Here is a 19,553-nt window from a genome sequence, read left to right as displayed (position 1 = left end):
CCCTTATTTAAAGTTTTCTAGCCTAAGCTTCCTTAATCGCTGATACTTTATCTACGAATTTTTTCGCTTCAACAGTAACACTTTCATAACCATCTGTTGCAACATTACGAGTTAAGGCACTTCCAACACCAACACCCCAAGCACCATTTCCAATCCATTGATCCAAGTTATCGATACTAACACCACCTGAAGGCATCATCTCAACATCTGGAATTGGTCCGTGAACATCCTTAATATAACTTGCACCCAATAAGCCACCTGGGAATAATTTAACAACATCACTCCCATTTTCCATCGCTTGAATAATTTCAGTTACTGAACCACAACCTGGTAAATAAGGAACCGCGTAACGGTTACATACTTTTGAAATTTTAGCATCAAAATGAGGGCTTACAACAAATTTAGCTCCTGATAAGATAGCGTCACGCGCTGTAATATCATCTAAAACAGTTCCTGCTCCGATGACAACCTCTTTATCGGTCATTGATTCTGTTACCTGTCTAATAACCTCGCCTGCTTGTGGTGTCGTATACGTTACTTCAATATTTTTTAAACCGCCCTCACAACATGCTTCTGAGATTTTAACACCATCTGTTATATTTTTACCACGTACTACTGCGAATAAATAATTGCTTGCTAATTGATCTAAAATTCTACTTTTTTTTGTCATTTTAACCACTCCATTTAATTTAAATTTTTTTAACTTTTTTATCTAATACAACATAACTAACAACACCGAGTAGCATCACGATTATTGCCACAATAATAGCAGACATACCGGCTAATATACCAAAATTAGTTGATAAAACACCTGTAATAATCGGCATTGTAATCCCACCAATACCACCTAAAATTAAAAGCCACCCCATCGCCATTGGATATTTTTTAATAGAGCTTCCTGCAATAGTCATGGCTGTTGGGTATATTCCACCCATTGAAGCCCCTAATCCAAAAATAATCAACATGATGACATAAAAATTAGTAGCTTGTAATAACAAGATATAAAAAACACTTGTGCCAATACTTATCGCCAATAACAACTTACTCTTAGCAAAACGACTTCCATAGAATGTACAAGCTAGACGCCCTACTAAAATAGCTAGCCACAAGACTGAAGATAACAGCTGAGCTTGTGAGACTGTCATAATAGCTGTATCAACAAAATATTTTACTAACCAACCTGTGATAGCAGCTTCTGCACACAGGTAGAAAAATAAGATAACAACAGTTGTCCAGAAATGTTTTTCGGAAAAGAATGCATAACTTCCTTTTTCTTTCTCGTTTTTCTGCGCCACATCTTCTGAAGATATTGGCATTTTAGAAAACATATATTGAGAAATTAAAATTAAAACAATGATAATTGCACTCGTCACACGCCAACCATTAGAACCGAATAATTTGGTTGTAATAATGACTAAAAATGGTGATAAAAGTGCCCCTACTGCGAATAGACTGTGTAAAAAGTTTAAAGCAGCTGGACTACTATTTGAGACGTCATTTACTGTTTTATTGTTAAAGTTTGAAATACTTCCACGACTTATCCCCGTAAAGAAGAATGCTACGAGTAACAGCCACGGTTGCCCCGTTACCATAATCAATAGAAATCCTATCACAACAAAACTACTTAAAAATAAAATAGAATTTTTACGACCGAGATATACTGGTAGAATTCCTGCAAGAAAACCTGCAATTAAGTTTCCTGCTTGATGACTTGAAATCAACATCCCACTTACCGTGTCATTTAATTGATAAGCTTCACTTAGTAATGGCAATATCGAGCCAAATACCATTGCGTAAAGACCATTTACAAAAAAGATAAAGAAACAACATTTAATAATATACTTATTCGTTTCACTCAACTCGTCATAAAAAGAGTTCTTGAGCATCACTATCATCCCTCTTTCTATTTAATTTAAAATAAGAAAAGCAGCGACTGTGAAATCAGCGCTGCTTCTCAATATATCTACTAATTTCCTAGTATGTTACATTCTATTTAGCTTTGGGACACGTTTTTATGGTTGTTTCCCAATAGAAGCTAAGATACCACCATCAACATATAAGATATGACCATTAACAAAGTTAGAAGCATCAGATGCTAAGAACACTGCAGGGCCTTGTAAATCTTCTACTTTACCCCAACGAGCTGCTGGTGTTTTATCAATAATAAAGTTGTTAAATGGATGTCCTTCTACACGTAATGGTGCAGTTTGTGGTGTTTCGATATAACCAGGTCCAATTCCGTTACATTGGATGTTATGCTCACCAAACTCAGCACAAATGTTTTTAGTTAACATTTTTAATCCGCCTTTAGCAGATGCGTAAGCACTTACTGTTTCGCGTCCTAATTCACTCATCATTGAACAAATATTAATGATTTTACCATGACCTTTTTCAATCATTGATGGTAATACAGCTTTAGCCATAATGAATTGACCTGTTAAGTTAACATCAATAACTTGACGGTAGTCTTCAGCTGACATTTCAAGCATTGGAATACGTTTGATGATTCCAGCATTGTTAACTAAGATATCAATCACGCCAACTTCTGCTTCGATTTTTTTAACCATCTCTTGAACGCCTGCTTCATCTGTTACGTCACATACATAACCGTAAGCTTCGATTCCTGCTTCTTTGTAAGCTGCTAAACCTTGATCTACTGATTCTTGATTGATGCTATTGAAAACAATTTTAGCTCCGCCTTTTGCTAATGCTTCTGCGATACCAAAACCGATTCCGTATACAGCTCCTGTTACTAATGCAATTTTTCCATTTAAGTTAAATGAATCCATGTTAAATTCTGTCATTTTAAGTTCCCCTTTTTAAGTTCGTTTTTTATTTTAATTGATCCATTGCAACCATATCCATGTCAGTATATGTGATATTCTCGCCACACATCGCCCAAATGAATGTATAATCAGCAGTCGCAACACCTGTATGGATTGACCAGCTAGGTGAAATAGTCGCTTGTTCATTTGCCATTACTAAATGTTTTGTTTCGTCTGGTTTACCCATGAAGTGGAAAACGCGAGTATCCGGATCCATATCGAAGTATAAGTATGTTTCCATGCGACGCTCATGTGTATGACACGGCATAGTATTCCATGCTGATCCTTCTGCTAAAACTGTGTATCCCATTTGTAATTGGCAGCTTTCGCAAATATTTGGATGAATGTATTGATAAATTTTTCTTTCATTCAATGTTTTTTGTTCGCCAGTTTCCATTGGTTTAATATCATCGATACTAATTTTAACCGTTGGGTAAATTTTGTGAGCTGGTACTGATACACAATAGAATTTAGCTGGGTTAGCTTGATCATCAGATTTGAATAGTACTTGTTTTGTTTCTTTTCCGATATAATAACCATCTTGTTTTTTCATTGATGACTCTTCACCATCGATCACAATACTACCCGGCCCACCAATATTGATAACACCTAATTCACGACGCTCTAAGAAGTAATCAACACCTAATTCTTTAGTTAGTACAATTTCTAAAGCTTCTGTTGTTGGCGTTACACCACCAAAGATCATGCGATCATTGTGTGTATACGTTAACATAATTTCACCTGGTACAAATAAAGACTCAATTAAAAACTCATCTCTTAATTGTTCTGTTGAGTAATGTCTAATATCCTCTGGACTGTGTGCATATTTTGTTTCCATTTTCATAATAAATCGTCTCCTTCACATTTTATTAAAAGGTTATCCAAGCATCTAAGACGCTCCACTTAATTTCTTTATAAGAAACTAAGTTTTCCTAAAAAGAAATACAACCATAGTATAACGCCTCTTATACTTTTTTTCAAGCCTTATACTCAATAAATTTCTAAATATGATAACGCTTTAATTGTTATCAAAAAAAAGCGAGAGTTATCTCTCGCTTCTTATCTTAAATTAACTATTACGACCATAAACAAATAATTGAGTTAGCGCTGGGAATGGTGACTCGTCCTCATGTTTGATCAATTGATCAAATTCTAACCATTCAATTTCTTTAGGTCCTTCTAAATCAAAAGCTTGCTCTTCCATTAATTTTTCAAAAGAGTATACACGTTTTTCACCATCAGAAAATGTCACAGTACCTTCTGTCCAATAACTATCATGAGGGTAATCTCCTCGTAAAATAAAGCCTAAACGATCAATCGTTACTTTTCGACCAAAATCAATTCTAAGACACGCATTCGGATCTTGGTTAATACCCCATGATTGATATGGGTAACGACCATGATACTCATTCGCTAAGATACCATCAATTGCATTTCTAGCAAAAAATGTTGTTTCATTACGGGTTTCAACATTCGCTGAAGCATGTGGATACGCCCCACTATCGTCTTTTTGATCGTGCGGATTTAATGCTAAGTTACGATATTGTGACACTTCATAATCCTTAGCGTAACGAACTGCCAAATAATGACGTTCCCCTTTGAACATATTTGGGTGATAAGCCGTACGGTATGTTTCAGTAATGACTTTATATTCCCATGTTTTTCCCGGAACATAAATAAAACTCTCATTAAGAGTACCATCTAAATCTACCATTAGATAATTATCTTCAGTAGATAAATCCACCTTAATAATATCGCCTTCCTGATACTCTTCTTTAAACCCTAAAAAAACTGACTCTTCAGCACTATGCTCACGTTTAACTTCTCCATCTTTATTCAAAATCGAAATCTTAATTGACATATTATCCCTCCTGAATTTTTAGCTCTATTTTTCTTTTAGTTTCATTTATTTGTTTAGTTAATGAATCAATTACTTCTTCATTAATTCTAAATTTAGGCATACTGACACTAAAAGCGCCGTACATGTTATCGCCTAATTCAATACTAGTCCCAATACAGAAGCAATCTTTTTCCATTTCTTCATCATCAAATGCCACACTTCTTTTCTTAACAACCTTTAGTTCTTCTAAAAGTGCCAATGAATTTGTAATGGTATTAGGCGTATAAGGCGCTAGGTCGGTCCTATCTAAATAAGATATAACCTCTTCTTCTGGCAACTCAGATAAAATCGCTTTTCCCATAGCTGAGCTATATAGCGGCCGAGTACTCCCAACTTTTGATGTCATATAAATAGACTGTTTCTTTGGCTCTAACTTGGTTAAGTACATCACCTCATCACCACTGTAAATTCCCAAATGAATCGTTTCATCCACTGAATCATGTAACTCCTCTAAATAAGGCGTTGCTGCCTTAACCAATACCGAATCATTTATGTATTTATTAGCATACTTGACTAGAGAAGGTCCTAATGTATATTCTTTTGTTGTATTATCACGTGTCACGTACCCGATTAAAACAAGGGTATCTAATATTTTCAATGTTGTTGAAGTTGTCATATCTGTTTGTTCTGCAATATCTTTTAAACATTTACTTTCAGATGAATTTGATAAATAATCCATAATTTTAGCGGCTCTAATTAACACTGTACCGTATGGTTTTTTTGAAACGTCCAAACCACCACTCCCTTTCTTTATCAGAAACTAAGTATACCATATAAGAAATAACATGAAAACCCTTGCTTCTTTATATCAAAAAAAGAATGGCCGTTTACATGGGCCATTCTCCTTCTAACAATTTAGTTACAGCATAAGCTACGCCGTCTTCATTATGATGAGTCGTAATATACTTAGCAGCTTCTTTAACAGATGGCATCGCATTTTCCATTGCAATACCCACGCCTGCATATCGAATCATCTCTAAGTCATTTTCACTGTCACCTATAGCGGCAATTTCTTGTTGTGTGATTCCTAATTCATCAGCTAGTATAGCTAAAGCCGAAGCCTTACTGACACCCTCAGCGGTCACTTCTAAACACCACTTATCTGGATAAACAACTTCCAATGCCAGCTTTTTTAATCCTTGATTTATTTCTTCTAACAACTCACTATCACTTGTTGAAAACAATAATTTTGAAAGGTTTGAAATATCCGAACCTAAATCATCTAGTGAGTTAATTTCATGAAGTGCTGGATTAAATGGAAATGAATCGTAAATCTCACGCTCACGAACGATAACATAAGATTTTTCACCTGTATTAAAATAACTGTTAACTCGATTAACACCATCTACAGACATCATATGAGAAACAACTTCTGGCTCAATGTAGCTAAGATAAAGAGGTTTATTCGCCTCAATATGGCGTACACCACTCCCATTTAACGTCACTACATGACCATTTATTCCTATTTCATTCATAAAATCTCGAGCCGATTCAAATGTGCGGCCAGTTGCAATCGCTATTTCTATACCTTGTTCAGCTGCTTTTCTCAAACTCAATTTGTTTTCTTCAGATATAACACCATTTGAATTCAATGTTGTACCATCTAAATCAACTACTATTAGTTTCGGTATCATTAGTTCTCCCTTTCATAACAAAATATAAGATCATACTTTTAAATTGGAGCTGTTGGTTTTTTAAAGTTATCTTGATTTTCTGTTTCAATATAAACCGGATGGTCTTTAAAACTAATAGTTTGTGGTAACTCTTTTTCAGTTTCAAAAATAACCAATTTATTGTCACCTTCTCTTAATAGTGGTGCTGGAATATAAAGATAACCAATTGGTCCAACATTCCAATATCTTCCTAAGTTCACACCATTCAAGAATGCAACACCTTTACCAAATTCTGTAATATCTAAGAAAGTATCTGCGACTTCGTTTAGCATCACATCATAATGATAAAAATGTCCAGCTTTCTCACCATCACAACTTGCGTCGTTAGACAGTTTTTCAATATTATCTAATGGTAAGGTATAAACAGTCCAATCTGATTCAAAATGAATATCCATCATAAAGCCACGCTGAATCCCTTTACGTTGACCCTCGCTCTGTAATAGCGGTCCATAATTAACACGTCCCATATTCTCAACAAGAATATCAATTTGATTGTCTCCAATTTCCATATCCAACATAAAATCAGTTAACAATTCTTCTTGATATAATGTTTTGACTAATTTTTGATTAACAAAAATATGAACACGATCTTGAGCACCCATTAATAGTCCACGCTGTTCTTTTTTAGCTGAATATACAGTTGTTCTATACAAAATATAGCCATAGTATTGGTCAAAAGCTTCCATTGTTTTAGGATACATCACATGTTGAGGGGTACTGATTTTATCTAAAACATCAAATAAGTTTGTTGCCTTAGTTAACTGACCGCTCCCTGACGTTTTACCTAAAACACGTGGTTCCGAAACAGGTGAATATTTGGATAAAATAGCTTGCGCTAATTTATATTTTTCAGTAGGGTCACCCCATTCTGTTAACAGCGCATCGTAATCATATGATGTTACTTGCGGAAGGCGTTTTAAACCTCTACTTGAACATCCATTCATAAAACCAAAGTTAGTACCACCTTGGAACATATAGAAATTAAGCGAACCTAAACTAACCATCTCTTCTAATACTTCAGCAAACTCCTGTGGGCTCCTGCGAATAATAGGCTCATTATATCTGTTGAACCAACCATCCCAGAATTCCATACACATCATAGGCATTTCAACATTTTTCTCATCAAAATAAGCTTGCATGTTACTGAAGTTTTCAGCTGCTTTTGACCCGAAGTTTCCTGTCGCAAGAATACCATCCTCTACTAAAGAACCGGCACGCAATGTTTCGTCCCAACTCCCATCAGATGTAAATAACGGAACGGTAATACCCTCATCTTTAATCATTTTAACAAGTGATCTAAGATACTCTTTTTCATTACCATATGAACCGTATTCATTCTCCACTTGAAGCATCAAAATTGGGCCGCCTTCTGTCACTTGTTGAGGTTTTAATCGTTTTAAAATCTCATGATAGAATGGAGCTACTTTTTCTAAAAATAACGAATCCGTTGTACGATAAATCATATCTGGATAGTTTAACAACCATCCAGGTAGTCCTCCAAATTCCCATTCTGCACAAATGAAAGGTGAGGGTCTAACGATAACGTATAGTCCTAATTCTTCAGCTAGAGTAATGAATTTGTTAATATCACGACCTTCTGAAAAATCAAATTCACCTTCTTTAGGCTCATGTAAATTCCAGGGGATATACGTTTCAACAGTATTACATCCCATTGCTTTTAAGTTATACAAAGAGTGCTCCCAGTAATCTGGATGAACTCTAAAATAATGTAAAGCTCCTGAAATAATTTTAAACGGTTCATTATCTAGTAAAAATTCCGATGTCACATTAAAAGTTGTCATTTCTTTCCCCCACCATTTTCATTATGTACTCTCATTTATTAACCTAATTTAGGAACTAAGTCATTCACACGTTTGATGCTAGCAGGACCTTCTTCAATAATGTTTAAAGGTTGTCCTGTCATACCAGCATTTAAATAGCTGATTACCATAGGCATATTCATACCTGAATACAATTCGATATCTTCACCTTGCATGACGTATTTAGAGATTTGGTTACATGGTGTACCACCTAACAAGTCAGCAAAAACGACAAGTTGTTCTCCTGCTGTTTCCGCTTTAATTGCTTCAAATTTAGCAACGTAATCTTCTTCACCCTCTTCAGGAAGTAAAGCTAATGTATAAATTTCTTCTTGTGGTCCAAAGATCATCTCTACACTTTTTTTCAATTCTTCACAAAAAATACCATGACTTGTTAATACTAATTTACTCATATCAAACTTCTCCGTTCTATAATAAATTCTAATTTTTAAAATTAAATTTTTGCAATTACACCTAAAGCTGACAATGCCACAGATACGAATAATACAATAAAAATCGCACGAGTTGCTGTCATATTTTTACGTCCTAATAACCAGTATACTAATCCAACTAGACCAGCAGGAACTAATTTTGGTAATACCATGTCAATTTTATCTTGGATATTAACTGCTAAATCACCGATTTGAGCAACGTAACCAATTTTAATATTAATCATTGTTGCAATTAACGCTCCAACCATGAATACCCCTAATAATGTAGCTGCATCTGTCAAAGCTGATAATTTACTTTGCATTTTTGTAACAAGGGTAACCCCTTCTTTGTAAGCAAATTCTAACTGTCTCCAACGGAAATACATAACACCGATATTAACTGCGATCCAAATGAAGATACCTGTCGGATTACCATTAACTGCCATATTAGCTGCAATAGCTCCAAATATAGCTGGTAATAACGCTGCGAAGATTGAATCTCCAATAGCGGCAAATGATCCCATTAACCCAACTTTAATCCCTGCAACTGTTTCTTTTGATTCAATTCCTTCTTTTTCTTCAATCGCTAAGTTAGTCCCTGTAATGATTGTATTAAAGAAATTACTTGTGTTAAAGAATTGCGTATGATTTTTCATCGCTTCTTTTAAGTCTTCTGTATCATCACCATAAATTTTTCTAAGCTGTGGTAACACAGTATATAAGTAACTTGTATTTTGCATTCTTTCGTAGTTCCAACCTAGTTGGAATGTGAATAAGTTACGACGGTTTACTTGATTAAAGTCTTTTTTTGTTAATTTATATTTAGAGTTCGTCATCTAGAATTTCTCCCTTCATATCATCCATTGATTGAGTTGTATCGGCTTCAACAGTTGCATTTGATGCAACACCTGCTGTAGCTGCCGCTGGTTTATTCATACTGCGGTTATATTCTGCTGCTGCAATACCAAAACCAATTAAAGCAATACCTAACATTGGTAAGCCTGAGAAGTTATGTGCGAAGTCTTTTGAAAGACCTGATACTGCACCACCTACGGCACCAACATCACCATAAATTGTAGCTAAGATTGCGGTTACAACAAATCCTAAGATTAAATAAGGGAAGTGTTTTTTAACTGGTAAGTATCTAAGTAAAATCGCAAAACCAACTGCTGGTAATACTGCACCCGCTGTTTCTAAACCTGTTGCTAACCAACTTAATTGGTTATTCATGTAATCTACAACTGTATTAACTAATCCTCCACCGAATGTTAAAGCTAAGAATACTGGTAAAGCACGTGATAATGCCCAAGGTAAAGCGCCTAATAAATAATTGCGTTCGATTGCACGGTAGTTATGATCTTCAATATGTTTGTCAATTCTGTGTGCGAAAAATGTATTCGTAAAACGAGCTAAAATATCTGTTTGAATTAATAGCGCTGCTACTGGTACAGCGATTGATGAAATTGCTAACTCTTTGTTCATTCCTAACCCAATTGAAAAAGCTGTCGCTAAAACTGTTCCTGAGTTAGCATCGATACGTGAAGATCCACCGAATGTCCCTACTCCAAGAACTGTTAATTGCATCGCTCCACCAATCATAAGACCAGTTTTCATGTCACCCATGATTAAACCTGAAATAAATCCTGCAAAAACTGCTGAACCTGCGCTTGAGTTAATTGTTAACTCATCACAAATTTGATATCCCGCATACAGCGTTAATAATAATATTTGCCACCATTCTATTCCCATAATAATTCCCCTCTATTCCTTTTTAATTTATAAGTCTTTTAATAATTCCATAAAGTCATTTGGTTTGTCGCCAGGAACCATTTGATTTGTTAATTTAACACCTTTATCAGCTAAAGCTTTAAAATCAGCAACATCTTTTTCAGTAACATTGATTGATTTATTAATGTGTGTTGTTTCTGATGTTTGTGACATATTCCCAACATTAATTGCTGTGATTGGAACACCTTTATTAACTAGTTCTAAAAGTACATCCGGTTTTTTCACGACGATAAATACTTTTTGCGAATCATATCGGCCATCTAAAATATTTTTAGCTGCTTTCTCAACAGGGATAACACTTAATTTAGTCCCTGCAGGACAAGCCATTCTTAAACCAGACTTTTCAATGTCACTTTGTGATACTTTATCATCTACAACCATAATTCTTGTTGCTCCTAGAGACGGTGTCCATAGATTTGCAACTTGTCCATGAATCAAGCGTCCGTCAATACGTACTGCTGTTATTGCCATATTTACCAGCTCCTTTTTTGTTTTTATCTTTTCTGAACATAAGTTTAAACGCTTACATTTAGAAGAGAATATTTATTCTACATCCCTATTACTTTTAGGAATAGGATTTCCCTATCCCTAAAGGCAATAAGACAGTGTATTTAAATTTCAGTTACTTCTATTTTACTTAAGTACTCATCAACTTTATCTGGATTAATAAAGCCTGTTTTCGCTTCCATTGTGTTTAACATACCAGCAGTCATCGCTAGTTTTAAACACTCTGAAATATCTTTTCCTTCAGATATAGCAACAGCCATTCCAGCTACCGTAGAATCACCGGATCCAACAGGATTAACCACTGTTATCTTCGGAATTTTCACTCTGAAAAATGTTTCGTTATGCTTAACAAACGCACCATCTGCACCCATCGAAACCATAATTAGTGGAATCCCATCAAATAATGACTCACCTAAAACAGCTTTAAGCGATTCATCTGTTTTGATGCTCACTCCCATTAAGGCCTCTAATTCTTCTGTATTTGGTTTAATCATATAAGGTTTGGATTCGTTTTTCAAGACTTCCTCTAATGATTGGCCTGAACTATCAAGCAACACTCTTTTACCTGCTGCTTCTGCTTCTGATACTAATAAAACATAAAAATCAGTAGGTAATCCTTGCGGTAAGCTTCCTGAAATAGTAATCACATTCGCTTGTTTTAATAGTTCTCTATATAACTCTAAGAAAGAATCTGCTTCTTCCTTAGAGATTGTAGGACCTTTTTCTAATACTTCTGTTTGATTTCCTTCATGGATCAGAGCCAAACAATTACGAGATTCACTTGCTATTTGTGAAAAGTGATGTTCAATATCTGAACGGTTTAAATCCTTTTCAATATAAGCGCCTACTGTACCACCAACTAACCCTGTGGCCATAACTTTTGACCCTAATTGATGAGCGACACGTGTTACGTTCAAACCTTTTCCACCTGCACTTTTCAGTACATCTGAAACACGATTCACCGTATTTAACTCTAACTTATCCATCGCATACATCATGTCAACTGACGGATTCATTGTAACAGTCAAAATCATTTTATTCGCTCCTGACTCACCTATTATTTTGTTAATTTAGTTGTCCAAGGTTGTGCTGTTTTATTAATAACTGCATTTAACTCTTCAATATTTTGACGTCCTTCAGTTTTTAACCATTCGCGAGTTGCCGCTTCGCCTTCAGTTGCGAATACTTCAACCCCACCTTTCCAAGTTGCACGTCCACATAGTACACCATTAAATGTTGAACCTGCTTCATGAGCAAATACTAATGTATCTTGGAATAATTTAGCACTAACACCTGCACTTAAGAAAATAAATGGTAAGTGAGTTGCTTCACTTTGTTCTTTGAAGTAAGCAAGAGCTTCTTCTCTTGTATAAATAACATCCGCTGGATTTTCAGCAAAGCCTTCTACATAGTTCATGTTTACTGGTACTTCCATTTTTAATACTTCAACATGATATTTATCTTTAGAAAATTCTTTCATCATATCGTTTACTTTATGAGGTTTAACTTTAGCATATTCAGGGCTAGTCGCATCTGAGATAGTTGCATCATATGATACTAATTCTAAGTAGAATGGAATATCTTCAGCCACACACTCTGAACCTAAACGTTCAATGAAGGCATGCTTACGATCATTGATTTCAGCTGACTCATCAATATCATAGTAAAGTAGGAATTTAACAGCATCTGCTCCTGCTTCTTTAATACGACGAGCTGACATATTTGTAATTAAATCCGGGAAACGACCTGGTTCTGTTGCATCATATCCTGTTTGTTCATAAGCTAATAATAAACCTGCTTCATCGTCACGAACACCTGCTGCTGGTAAACCATATTCAGGATCTAATAAAATTGATGACGCATATGGTGTTAATTCTTCAGAAACTAATTTTTTGAATTCAACAATTGTTGTATCCACATCTCCTTGGAAGTTACCTGCTGCTAACATTTTTTTAAGAGCTCCACGTTGGTCGATTGCTAATGCTCCGATAATACCATCTTTAGTAGATAATTTTTCCATAGCTTTGTATTTATTTTCTGTGATTTTCATAGTAAATCTCCTCTTTTAAGTAAATTAGTTTTTTTAGAATTAAGTATTAGTTTGAATATGAATGAATTTTAACACCTTGAACAACACGATTAACTGTTCCTGTTGGTGATGGTGTATCCGGTGTATTTCCTACTTTTAATGACGCCATAACTGAAACAGTTTGAGCAAACATAACATATGGTAATGCTAAGTATGCATCAGGTAATGTCTCACCAGTTGTAAATTCGTATTTATCTTGGCTAAATGTTGTATCACGTTTAACAGTAATTGCACATACTTTTTCAGCAATTTCATCTGCAGCAACTTCTTCTAAAATATCTAAATCATACTGACGTGTGTACTCATTATTTGAAACAAAACCAAAAATAATTGTTTTCTCATCAACAAATGATTTCGGACCATGACGGAATCCCATAGATGAATCAAAGATTGTTGCGATTTTACCAGCTGTTAATTCTAATATTTTCAATTGTGCTTCTCTAGTCAAACCAGCTAAGCTCCCTGAACCTAAGTAGACAACACGGTTAAAGTCTAAATCTACTAATGATTGAATTTGAGTTTCATTAGCAACAACTTCGTTTCCTAATTGACTCATCATCTCTACATATGATTTCTTTTGTTCAAAATCAGCTGAATCAAATACTAATAAAGTAGTTAATGCCATACAGCTATAACTTCCAGTCATTGCAAATCCTTTATCGTTAGAATCTTCAGGCATTAATAATAACAAGTTTTTATCATCACCTTTAGAGTTGATTGCTAACTTTCCTTCAGCCGCACATGTAATTGTTAGTTGATAAAAATCTGGAATTAATTGTTGTCCCAATTGAACAGCTGCAACACTTTCAGGACTATTTCCGCTTCGTGCGAATGAAACTAATAAAGTTGGTATTTCTGGATTATAGAACTCATAAGGATTTGATACGATACCTGTTGTTGGGACGCTTTGTAAATCAAATTGTTTTTCATCTACTTTACTCTTTAAGTAAGCGATAACAGTATCACCCACATAAGCAGAAGTTCCTGCTCCTGTAAATATAACGCGTATATTTGAATGTTTAGTTTTTATAGTTGTTAAAAAACTTTCGATTGCTTCTTTACGTTCTGTATAAAGATCAAAAGCTTCTTGCCACAATCTAGGTTGTTGTTGGATTTCACGAGTTGTAATAATTGCACCTTTTTTCGTTAATTCTTCATCTGATAAATGATACATAATAAAACCCCTTTCTATTTTCGAAACTTCTAACTGGTACTTACTGGTAATGACCAGTTGCTATATGTTTAATATATCCCCTTTTACAATAGTTGTCAATTGCTTTGTAAAAAAAAGATACATTAAGCTTATCTAAAGTGCTTTACTTTATAATTAAACTGATCACTTCTTGCTGTACTAATCGTAAATTCTACCACTTTATTTGTTCTATCATATGCCACTCGTTTTAATTTCAAACAAGCGGACTGAATAGGAACATCTAACATTGCTGCTTCTTTTTCTGTTACTAAACTTGCAGAAAATTCTTCTTCTGCAAGTTTAATAATCTTATGGTAATCTTCATTAAAGACATTGTATAACGGTTTTTCATTTAATTTATCTAACGTTAATTCTGGAAAATCACTAACTGGAATATACGTATACTCTACCATCATCGGAAAACCATCCGCTAATCTTAATCGCTTTAGCTTATATACTAAATCAGTCGGACCGACATTTAATTTCCCACAAATATATTCATTTACATACACTTTTTGGAAATCTATTATCTTAGTCTGCGGTTCTTTCCCTTGCTGTTTCATTTGTTCAGTAAAACTATAATAATCCATCAAGTTTTGCTTATCTCGATTCAAACTTGCAACAAAGCTTCCCTTACCTGGTTGTTTATAGATGTACCCCATATTTTCCAACTCCGTAAGAGCTAATCGGACTGTTGTTCTGCTCACATCATAAACTTGACAAATCTCCCGCTCAGATAACATTTTATCATTAGGTTGCAACTTCTCTTCAATCTCTTTAACCAACAAATTTACAAGTTGGTCGTACAATGGAATTGCACTGTTTTTATTAATCATCAGGAACTCTCCTTGCTTGCTCTCTCATACATCTCTTTGATTTCTATCCCTTATAGTATAAGCTTTAGTTTTGTTTGTCAATTTGAGTTAGACGTTTGAATAATAACTTCCTTTATTTTTTACAGCAGTCTTTGGTAATCCCTCACTCCATTTTCAATGTTAACTAACGTGACCTTACCATACACCGCTTCATTTTCAACATAATAAAGCTTATGACCAGAAAATGTATCTTGATGTTGTAAACTAATTATTTTTTCATTATCGCCTATCGTTACTTTTATTCCCACACATTTATCAATAGAAACACCCCCTGCATTAGCAGATTGTTCAACTTTAGCTAACGTAGCAGCGGTCTGATTATTTAGGCTATAAACGGTATAACCAAAAAATGAGCCATCAAATTCACTAGACATTTTCAGCCGAGTTGTTTCTGACATTTTATTATACGTAGGTGACCATAATGACTCCTCCTTACTTATTTGTTGATAATTTTGATGAGTGTATAGGGTTGTTTTATCTCCACGAAACACTACTATCTTCTCAGAAATTTCCGGCGTAATCGTTTCGCCTAAATTTAAAAATTGCTCTACTTTATTATGTCCGGAAGCTTTTATATGATCCGTGACGATTAATAATTCCTCTTTTTGAAACCAGATAAAAGTTCGAGTCACTAATTTATTACCCGTTGACTGTTCTTCTAAATAGCTAATTTGTGTAGTTGTCACATCATTGTATGTAGAACTAACACTAGAAAGTGGTGTGGTTGATTTTTTAAATGCCCAAGAATCCTTGATTTCTGTAAACGGCTCTTCATTGATAACAAGAACATTATGAGATTTCGCTTCTTTTAATAATAGTCTCTCTGGAGTTTCACAATAAGTGTACCGTCCTGGGTCAATCATTACATCTTCCCCACTTACCATATAATCAAAATGCCCTAAAGAAGCATGGCCATGTCCACTACTGATAACACCATTAAAAATATGAAGAAAACTTGAGTCTGCTTCCCAATCTTTGTGATAGAAAAAATTCCCTGTTTCATAATCAATACATTGCTTTTGCTTCTTACTTGTTTGCAACTCGCCTAACCGCTTCTGAATATCTAGTACTTTAAATTTAGTCTTTACCGAGTCAAAAGTTAATACTAATAAATCCAGACATACTCTTTCGATATGTCGTGTTGGGAGCTCTTTATCTAAAATCAAACTAAATGTTTGAATCATATCGTCTATTTTTATTAAATCAGTGTCCCCTTGTTGTAAGATATAACCATTTGGTTTTACAAAATAAGGCGCGACTTCAAGCATTCGGTTAACTGTCTCCGTTATAACTGTCGGGCACTCATTTAAAACTTCTTTATAACTTAACATGACTAGAGAAAGTTGACGCCAAACTTCCATAAAGTAAAGTGGCGACTGTTCCCAGTGTAATCCTGAATTTTGAACTTGAAGTTGGCATTGTTTAACTAAGCGTGCTTCATTTCGTTCATAACTCTCGATAGATACCAGTTCTGGATGCTGATTCGCAAGCACTACAATCCCACTACTAATTAAAACTCCCCAATTACTTAAATCATATTTCGTTATATAGTGCTCATCTAAATAATTAACTTGCATTTTAAGTCCATCATCTAATTGTTTCTTTTCTTCAGGTTTCAAAAATTCTGATTGTTTTAATTCTGTATACAAAACAGACCAATACAGTACGCGAATACCTGTATCAATTGTACGCCATGCCAAGCCACCAGGCTCTGCACAATTAACCAACCATTCCAACATTAAGTCCTTTGCCTTAAGTAAGTACTTATCTTTATCTGTCACATAATAGGCTGTTAATAAATCAATCAAGTACTCTTGACGATTTAGCATAAAAATCCACTCTTCATCTTCATTAGGTGTATATAGCCAATCGATTTTTTTCATATTAATAATTTTATGGTAAGGTTCCATATCATAAGGATGTGTAAATACAAAATTATTTTCTAAAAGATGGTCCGCATTTTCAATTGCCTCAGCTGTCTTAGCAAAGTTATTTTTGTGTATCATTTTTATAAATTCAGCTTGCTTCATTTGAACATCCTCCTCAACTGTTTTCTTATAAAAAAAGGGTATAGGATAAAAATATCCCATACCCTTTCTCAGTTACCTAATTATTTAATTTTGCCAACCACTGACATTTTATCAATCTCAATCACTGTTTGATTAGCAATTTCTAACGAAATGGTCTCAGGATTTATTGCTTTAATGACCCCAATAATACCAGCTGCCATCATAACAGTATCGCCTTTTTTCAACTCATTTTGAAAAGCTTGTATCGTTTCTTGTTGTTTCTTAGCAGCCTTTTTCTTTGCTAATGGGATCGCAACTAAGTACAGCAATACCATTAAGATAATAAACGCAATTAGCAAATAATCTTTCATAATTAGATACCTTCTTCTTCCTCTTCATCAACCTCTTCAAAGGTTTCAGTTTCTGGTAATAATAACATTACTTCTTTCGCTTCAACTAAACTTCTTTGCAATTCAGCTTCAACATTGTCTTTATTTAATACTTGAAGATTAATTTTCATAACGATTTCTAGTAATAAATTAAGTGGGGCACTTGAAATAATATATTGCGTACGTTTGCCTTTTTCCATAATTAGGCGACTGGCAATTTGATGAGGTGCCCCACCAGTCATATCTGCAAATACGATAACTTCATCATAGTTATCTAAATACTCATTTAATTGTGTCTCATAATCAGCATGTGTTAATTCCTGATTCAAATTAAATTTTGTAATATTCTCATCTGTTCCTGATAATAATTTTAACGCTGAAACCATGCCATCAGGATAATTGCCATGTCCAACTACACATATATTAAACATAATTCATACCTACCTATTATTTTAAGATTCCTAGAGCTGATAACGCAACTCCGGCAACGATTAGTAAAAGGATCAATTTATATGTTGACCATTTGTACTTTCTAATTAAAACATAAATTCCGCCAGTAACCAAGACTGGTAACATATTTGGTGCTATTTTATCAAATACTGTTTGTAAAGCGACAACTTGTTGTTCACCCTCTACTGTAGTTGAGTATTCCAAGGCTAAATTAACTTTAACAAAGGATACAGCCAACCCAGAGATTACGGTAACACCGATTGTTGTTGCAATTGTAACGATTGATGCCATTTTTTCACTTAATGTATCGATAACGCTTGTACCTAATTTGTAACCTAAGTAACCCATTAACATTCTAATACCGAATGTAATACCGAACATTGCTACGATAAAGAAGATCGGACCCGCTATTAAACCGTCCATTGCCATCCCTGCACCAATTGTTGAAAATAGAGGAGCTAATCCAAATTGTGATAATGAATCACCAATACCAGATAATGGTCCCATTAAAGCAAATTTAATCGCACGAGTATCCTCTTCACTTTGACCATTATCATACATAGCTAATTGCATACTTGTAATAAAAGGAACTAATTGAGGGTTAGTGTTATAAAACTCTAAGTTCCCTGCAGTTACTTCACGTAATTTTTGCTCATCATCTTTGTAGATTTTTTTCAAAGCTGGAAAAATTGAGTTTGCGTAACCTGTTCCTTGGTAGTTACCATAGTTAAATCCGTTTTGTAAAAGATATGAACGTAAGCTTGCAACAGCATAATCCTTTGGCTGTAATACTGGTTGTCTAGATTCCATCTTCAAAAACCTCCTCGCCTTCTTCTTCTTCGCTTGAACCGTTACCGCCATTGTAGAAGTTGTTAAATGCTAAAATTGCTCCTACAAACGCTAAACCTATAACTGGCATAGCTAAATATGAAATACATACATAACCTAAAATTAATGCTGGAATGTATTCTTTTTTAACCATAACATTTAAAATCATTGCAAAACCGATTGCTGGTAATAATCCACCGGCAACTGATAAACCATTCATTAACCATTGTGGAATAATCTCAACAAAGCTACGTAATAGATCAATACTTAATGTCGCTACTAACCCCACTACGAAACCAAAAATTGCAAATAAAATAGCTGTTAAATTTGATGACAATTTGAATTTTTTATAATTTCCTTCAAGTAACGCTTTTTTCGCTTGTGTTAATGACCCTGCATTTAATGAGTAAATAAATGTAATCATAAATTGAATCATAACCGCGAATGGTAGAGATAATGCTAATGCTTTTTCAGGTGTCATGCCTTGATCTTTAAGTGCAATCGCCATAATAGTCCCTACAATACCAGGTCCGATTGGGTTCGGCGGTACTGTACCACCCGCTCCAACACCAAATCCCATGAAAGCAAGTTCTGCTGTTGCCCCCATAATTAAACCTGTTTGAACATCTCCTAAAATTAGTCCCACACCAAATGATAAGAAAATAGCTCTGTTAGTGTAAGTCCCCATGATTTGTCCTGTTAAACAGAAAGCTGCGAACAAACCAACTAAAATACCCTGTGTCAATGTTGCATCCATTGATAACTCCTCCTATTCAA

The 19,553-nt window shown here is 34.6% G+C and carries 21 protein-coding genes; all 21 read right to left on the bottom strand.

Features of this window, described 5'->3' with window-relative positions:
- Window positions 1–22 precede the first annotated feature (22 nt).
- On the bottom strand, window positions 23–670 hold the full coding sequence (locus CBF31_RS08395; RefSeq protein WP_126831985.1) for a bifunctional 2-keto-4-hydroxyglutarate aldolase/2-keto-3-deoxy-6-phosphogluconate aldolase: 648 nt from the start codon (window positions 668–670) through the stop codon (window positions 23–25).
- Window positions 671–689: 19 nt separating this feature from the next.
- A complete protein-coding gene (locus tag CBF31_RS08390) occupies window positions 690–1,886 on the bottom strand; it encodes an MFS transporter (RefSeq protein ID WP_245977951.1) in 1,197 nt (398 codons plus the stop codon).
- A 126-nt stretch (window positions 1,887–2,012) separates the two neighbouring features.
- Complete coding sequence (locus tag CBF31_RS08385; protein WP_126831981.1) at window positions 2,013–2,804, bottom strand: gluconate 5-dehydrogenase; 792 nt, start codon at window positions 2,802–2,804, stop codon at window positions 2,013–2,015.
- Between the two features lie 28 nt (window positions 2,805–2,832).
- On the bottom strand, window positions 2,833–3,672 hold the full coding sequence (gene kduI / locus CBF31_RS08380; protein ID WP_170167923.1) for a 5-dehydro-4-deoxy-D-glucuronate isomerase: 840 nt from the start codon (window positions 3,670–3,672) through the stop codon (window positions 2,833–2,835).
- 222 nt (window positions 3,673–3,894) lie between these two features.
- Window positions 3,895–4,686, bottom strand: a complete 792-nt coding sequence (locus CBF31_RS08375; RefSeq protein WP_126831979.1) for a hypothetical protein — start codon at window positions 4,684–4,686, stop codon at window positions 3,895–3,897.
- 1 nt (window position 4,687) lies between these two features.
- A complete protein-coding gene (locus CBF31_RS08370) occupies window positions 4,688–5,458 on the bottom strand; it encodes an IclR family transcriptional regulator (protein WP_281272815.1) in 771 nt (256 codons plus the stop codon).
- A 94-nt stretch (window positions 5,459–5,552) separates the two neighbouring features.
- The gene (locus tag CBF31_RS08365) at window positions 5,553–6,359 is read right to left on the bottom strand and encodes a Cof-type HAD-IIB family hydrolase (protein WP_126831977.1); all 807 of its coding nucleotides are present in this window, start codon (window positions 6,357–6,359) and stop codon (window positions 5,553–5,555) included.
- A 38-nt stretch (window positions 6,360–6,397) separates the two neighbouring features.
- A complete protein-coding gene (locus tag CBF31_RS08360; protein WP_126831975.1) occupies window positions 6,398–8,200 on the bottom strand; it encodes a glycoside hydrolase family 35 protein in 1,803 nt (600 codons plus the stop codon).
- Between the two features lie 38 nt (window positions 8,201–8,238).
- A complete protein-coding gene (locus tag CBF31_RS08355) occupies window positions 8,239–8,631 on the bottom strand; it encodes a PTS sugar transporter subunit IIA (RefSeq protein WP_126831973.1) in 393 nt (130 codons plus the stop codon).
- 41 nt (window positions 8,632–8,672) lie between these two features.
- Window positions 8,673–9,485, bottom strand: a complete 813-nt coding sequence (locus tag CBF31_RS08350) for a PTS system mannose/fructose/sorbose family transporter subunit IID (RefSeq protein WP_126831971.1) — start codon at window positions 9,483–9,485, stop codon at window positions 8,673–8,675.
- Window positions 9,472–10,398 (bottom strand): PTS mannose/fructose/sorbose/N-acetylgalactosamine transporter subunit IIC, encoded by a 927-nt coding sequence (locus CBF31_RS08345; protein WP_126831969.1) that lies wholly within the window; start codon window positions 10,396–10,398, stop codon window positions 9,472–9,474. The genes CBF31_RS08350 and CBF31_RS08345 overlap by 14 nt, the downstream gene beginning before the upstream one ends.
- A gap of 27 nt (window positions 10,399–10,425) precedes the next feature.
- Window positions 10,426–10,908, bottom strand: coding sequence for a PTS sugar transporter subunit IIB (locus CBF31_RS08340; protein WP_126831967.1), 483 nt, complete (start codon window positions 10,906–10,908; stop codon window positions 10,426–10,428).
- Between the two features lie 140 nt (window positions 10,909–11,048).
- Window positions 11,049–11,978: a tagatose-6-phosphate kinase gene (lacC, locus tag CBF31_RS08335; RefSeq protein ID WP_126831965.1), complete on the bottom strand. Its 930-nt coding sequence runs from the start codon at window positions 11,976–11,978 to the stop codon at window positions 11,049–11,051.
- A 23-nt stretch (window positions 11,979–12,001) separates the two neighbouring features.
- Complete coding sequence (lacD, locus tag CBF31_RS08330) at window positions 12,002–12,994, bottom strand: tagatose-bisphosphate aldolase (protein ID WP_126831963.1); 993 nt, start codon at window positions 12,992–12,994, stop codon at window positions 12,002–12,004.
- A 46-nt stretch (window positions 12,995–13,040) separates the two neighbouring features.
- A complete protein-coding gene (locus CBF31_RS08325) occupies window positions 13,041–14,207 on the bottom strand; it encodes an SIS domain-containing protein (RefSeq protein WP_126831961.1) in 1,167 nt (388 codons plus the stop codon).
- A gap of 128 nt (window positions 14,208–14,335) precedes the next feature.
- The gene (locus CBF31_RS08320; protein ID WP_126831959.1) at window positions 14,336–15,061 is read right to left on the bottom strand and encodes a GntR family transcriptional regulator; all 726 of its coding nucleotides are present in this window, start codon (window positions 15,059–15,061) and stop codon (window positions 14,336–14,338) included.
- Between the two features lie 119 nt (window positions 15,062–15,180).
- Window positions 15,181–17,130, bottom strand: coding sequence for a heparinase II/III family protein (locus CBF31_RS08315; protein WP_170167913.1), 1,950 nt, complete (start codon window positions 17,128–17,130; stop codon window positions 15,181–15,183).
- Window positions 17,131–17,210: 80 nt separating this feature from the next.
- The gene (gene yajC / locus CBF31_RS08310; RefSeq protein WP_126831955.1) at window positions 17,211–17,480 is read right to left on the bottom strand and encodes a preprotein translocase subunit YajC; all 270 of its coding nucleotides are present in this window, start codon (window positions 17,478–17,480) and stop codon (window positions 17,211–17,213) included.
- 2 nt (window positions 17,481–17,482) lie between these two features.
- Complete coding sequence (locus CBF31_RS08305) at window positions 17,483–17,929, bottom strand: PTS sugar transporter subunit IIA (RefSeq protein ID WP_126831953.1); 447 nt, start codon at window positions 17,927–17,929, stop codon at window positions 17,483–17,485.
- A gap of 16 nt (window positions 17,930–17,945) precedes the next feature.
- A complete protein-coding gene (locus CBF31_RS08300; protein ID WP_126831951.1) occupies window positions 17,946–18,758 on the bottom strand; it encodes a PTS system mannose/fructose/sorbose family transporter subunit IID in 813 nt (270 codons plus the stop codon).
- Window positions 18,748–19,533: a PTS mannose/fructose/sorbose/N-acetylgalactosamine transporter subunit IIC gene (locus tag CBF31_RS08295; protein ID WP_126831950.1), complete on the bottom strand. Its 786-nt coding sequence runs from the start codon at window positions 19,531–19,533 to the stop codon at window positions 18,748–18,750. Before CBF31_RS08295 ends, CBF31_RS08300 begins: the two co-directional genes overlap by 11 nt.
- Window positions 19,534–19,553 lie beyond the last annotated feature (20 nt).

This window comes from Vagococcus fessus, assembly GCF_003987565.1.
GTDB classification, from domain to species: domain Bacteria; phylum Bacillota; class Bacilli; order Lactobacillales; family Vagococcaceae; genus Vagococcus_D; species Vagococcus_D fessus.
The sequence above is the reverse complement of the archived record's forward strand: the minus strand, read 5'-3'. Positions and strand labels throughout refer to the sequence as shown.

What these genes read in the sequence shown, in the direction of transcription:
- CBF31_RS08395 (WP_126831985.1), bottom strand. Translation starts at nt 670, where the DNA reads ATGACAAAAAAAAGTAGAATTTTAGATCAATTAGCAAGCAATTATTTA.
- CBF31_RS08390 (WP_245977951.1), bottom strand. Translation starts at nt 1,886, where the DNA reads ATGCTCAAGAACTCTTTTTATGACGAGTTGAGTGAAACGAATAAGTAT.
- CBF31_RS08385 (WP_126831981.1), bottom strand. Translation starts at nt 2,804, where the DNA reads ATGACAGAATTTAACATGGATTCATTTAACTTAAATGGAAAAATTGCA.
- CBF31_RS08375 (WP_126831979.1), bottom strand. Translation starts at nt 4,686, where the DNA reads ATGTCAATTAAGATTTCGATTTTGAATAAAGATGGAGAAGTTAAACGT.
- CBF31_RS08365 (WP_126831977.1), bottom strand. Translation starts at nt 6,359, where the DNA reads ATGATACCGAAACTAATAGTAGTTGATTTAGATGGTACAACATTGAAT.
- CBF31_RS08360 (WP_126831975.1), bottom strand. Translation starts at nt 8,200, where the DNA reads ATGACAACTTTTAATGTGACATCGGAATTTTTACTAGATAATGAACCG.
- CBF31_RS08355 (WP_126831973.1), bottom strand. Translation starts at nt 8,631, where the DNA reads ATGAGTAAATTAGTATTAACAAGTCATGGTATTTTTTGTGAAGAATTG.
- CBF31_RS08350 (WP_126831971.1), bottom strand. Translation starts at nt 9,485, where the DNA reads ATGACGAACTCTAAATATAAATTAACAAAAAAAGACTTTAATCAAGTA.
- CBF31_RS08345 (WP_126831969.1), bottom strand. Translation starts at nt 10,398, where the DNA reads ATGGGAATAGAATGGTGGCAAATATTATTATTAACGCTGTATGCGGGA.
- CBF31_RS08340 (WP_126831967.1), bottom strand. Translation starts at nt 10,908, where the DNA reads ATGGCAATAACAGCAGTACGTATTGACGGACGCTTGATTCATGGACAA.
- lacC (WP_126831965.1), bottom strand. Translation starts at nt 11,978, where the DNA reads ATGATTTTGACTGTTACAATGAATCCGTCAGTTGACATGATGTATGCG.
- lacD (WP_126831963.1), bottom strand. Translation starts at nt 12,994, where the DNA reads ATGAAAATCACAGAAAATAAATACAAAGCTATGGAAAAATTATCTACT.
- CBF31_RS08325 (WP_126831961.1), bottom strand. Translation starts at nt 14,207, where the DNA reads ATGTATCATTTATCAGATGAAGAATTAACGAAAAAAGGTGCAATTATT.
- CBF31_RS08320 (WP_126831959.1), bottom strand. Translation starts at nt 15,061, where the DNA reads ATGATTAATAAAAACAGTGCAATTCCATTGTACGACCAACTTGTAAAT.
- CBF31_RS08315 (WP_170167913.1), bottom strand. Translation starts at nt 17,130, where the DNA reads ATGAAGCAAGCTGAATTTATAAAAATGATACACAAAAATAACTTTGCT.
- yajC (WP_126831955.1), bottom strand. Translation starts at nt 17,480, where the DNA reads ATGAAAGATTATTTGCTAATTGCGTTTATTATCTTAATGGTATTGCTG.
- CBF31_RS08305 (WP_126831953.1), bottom strand. Translation starts at nt 17,929, where the DNA reads ATGTTTAATATATGTGTAGTTGGACATGGCAATTATCCTGATGGCATG.
- CBF31_RS08300 (WP_126831951.1), bottom strand. Translation starts at nt 18,758, where the DNA reads ATGGAATCTAGACAACCAGTATTACAGCCAAAGGATTATGCTGTTGCA.
- CBF31_RS08295 (WP_126831950.1), bottom strand. Translation starts at nt 19,533, where the DNA reads ATGGATGCAACATTGACACAGGGTATTTTAGTTGGTTTGTTCGCAGCT.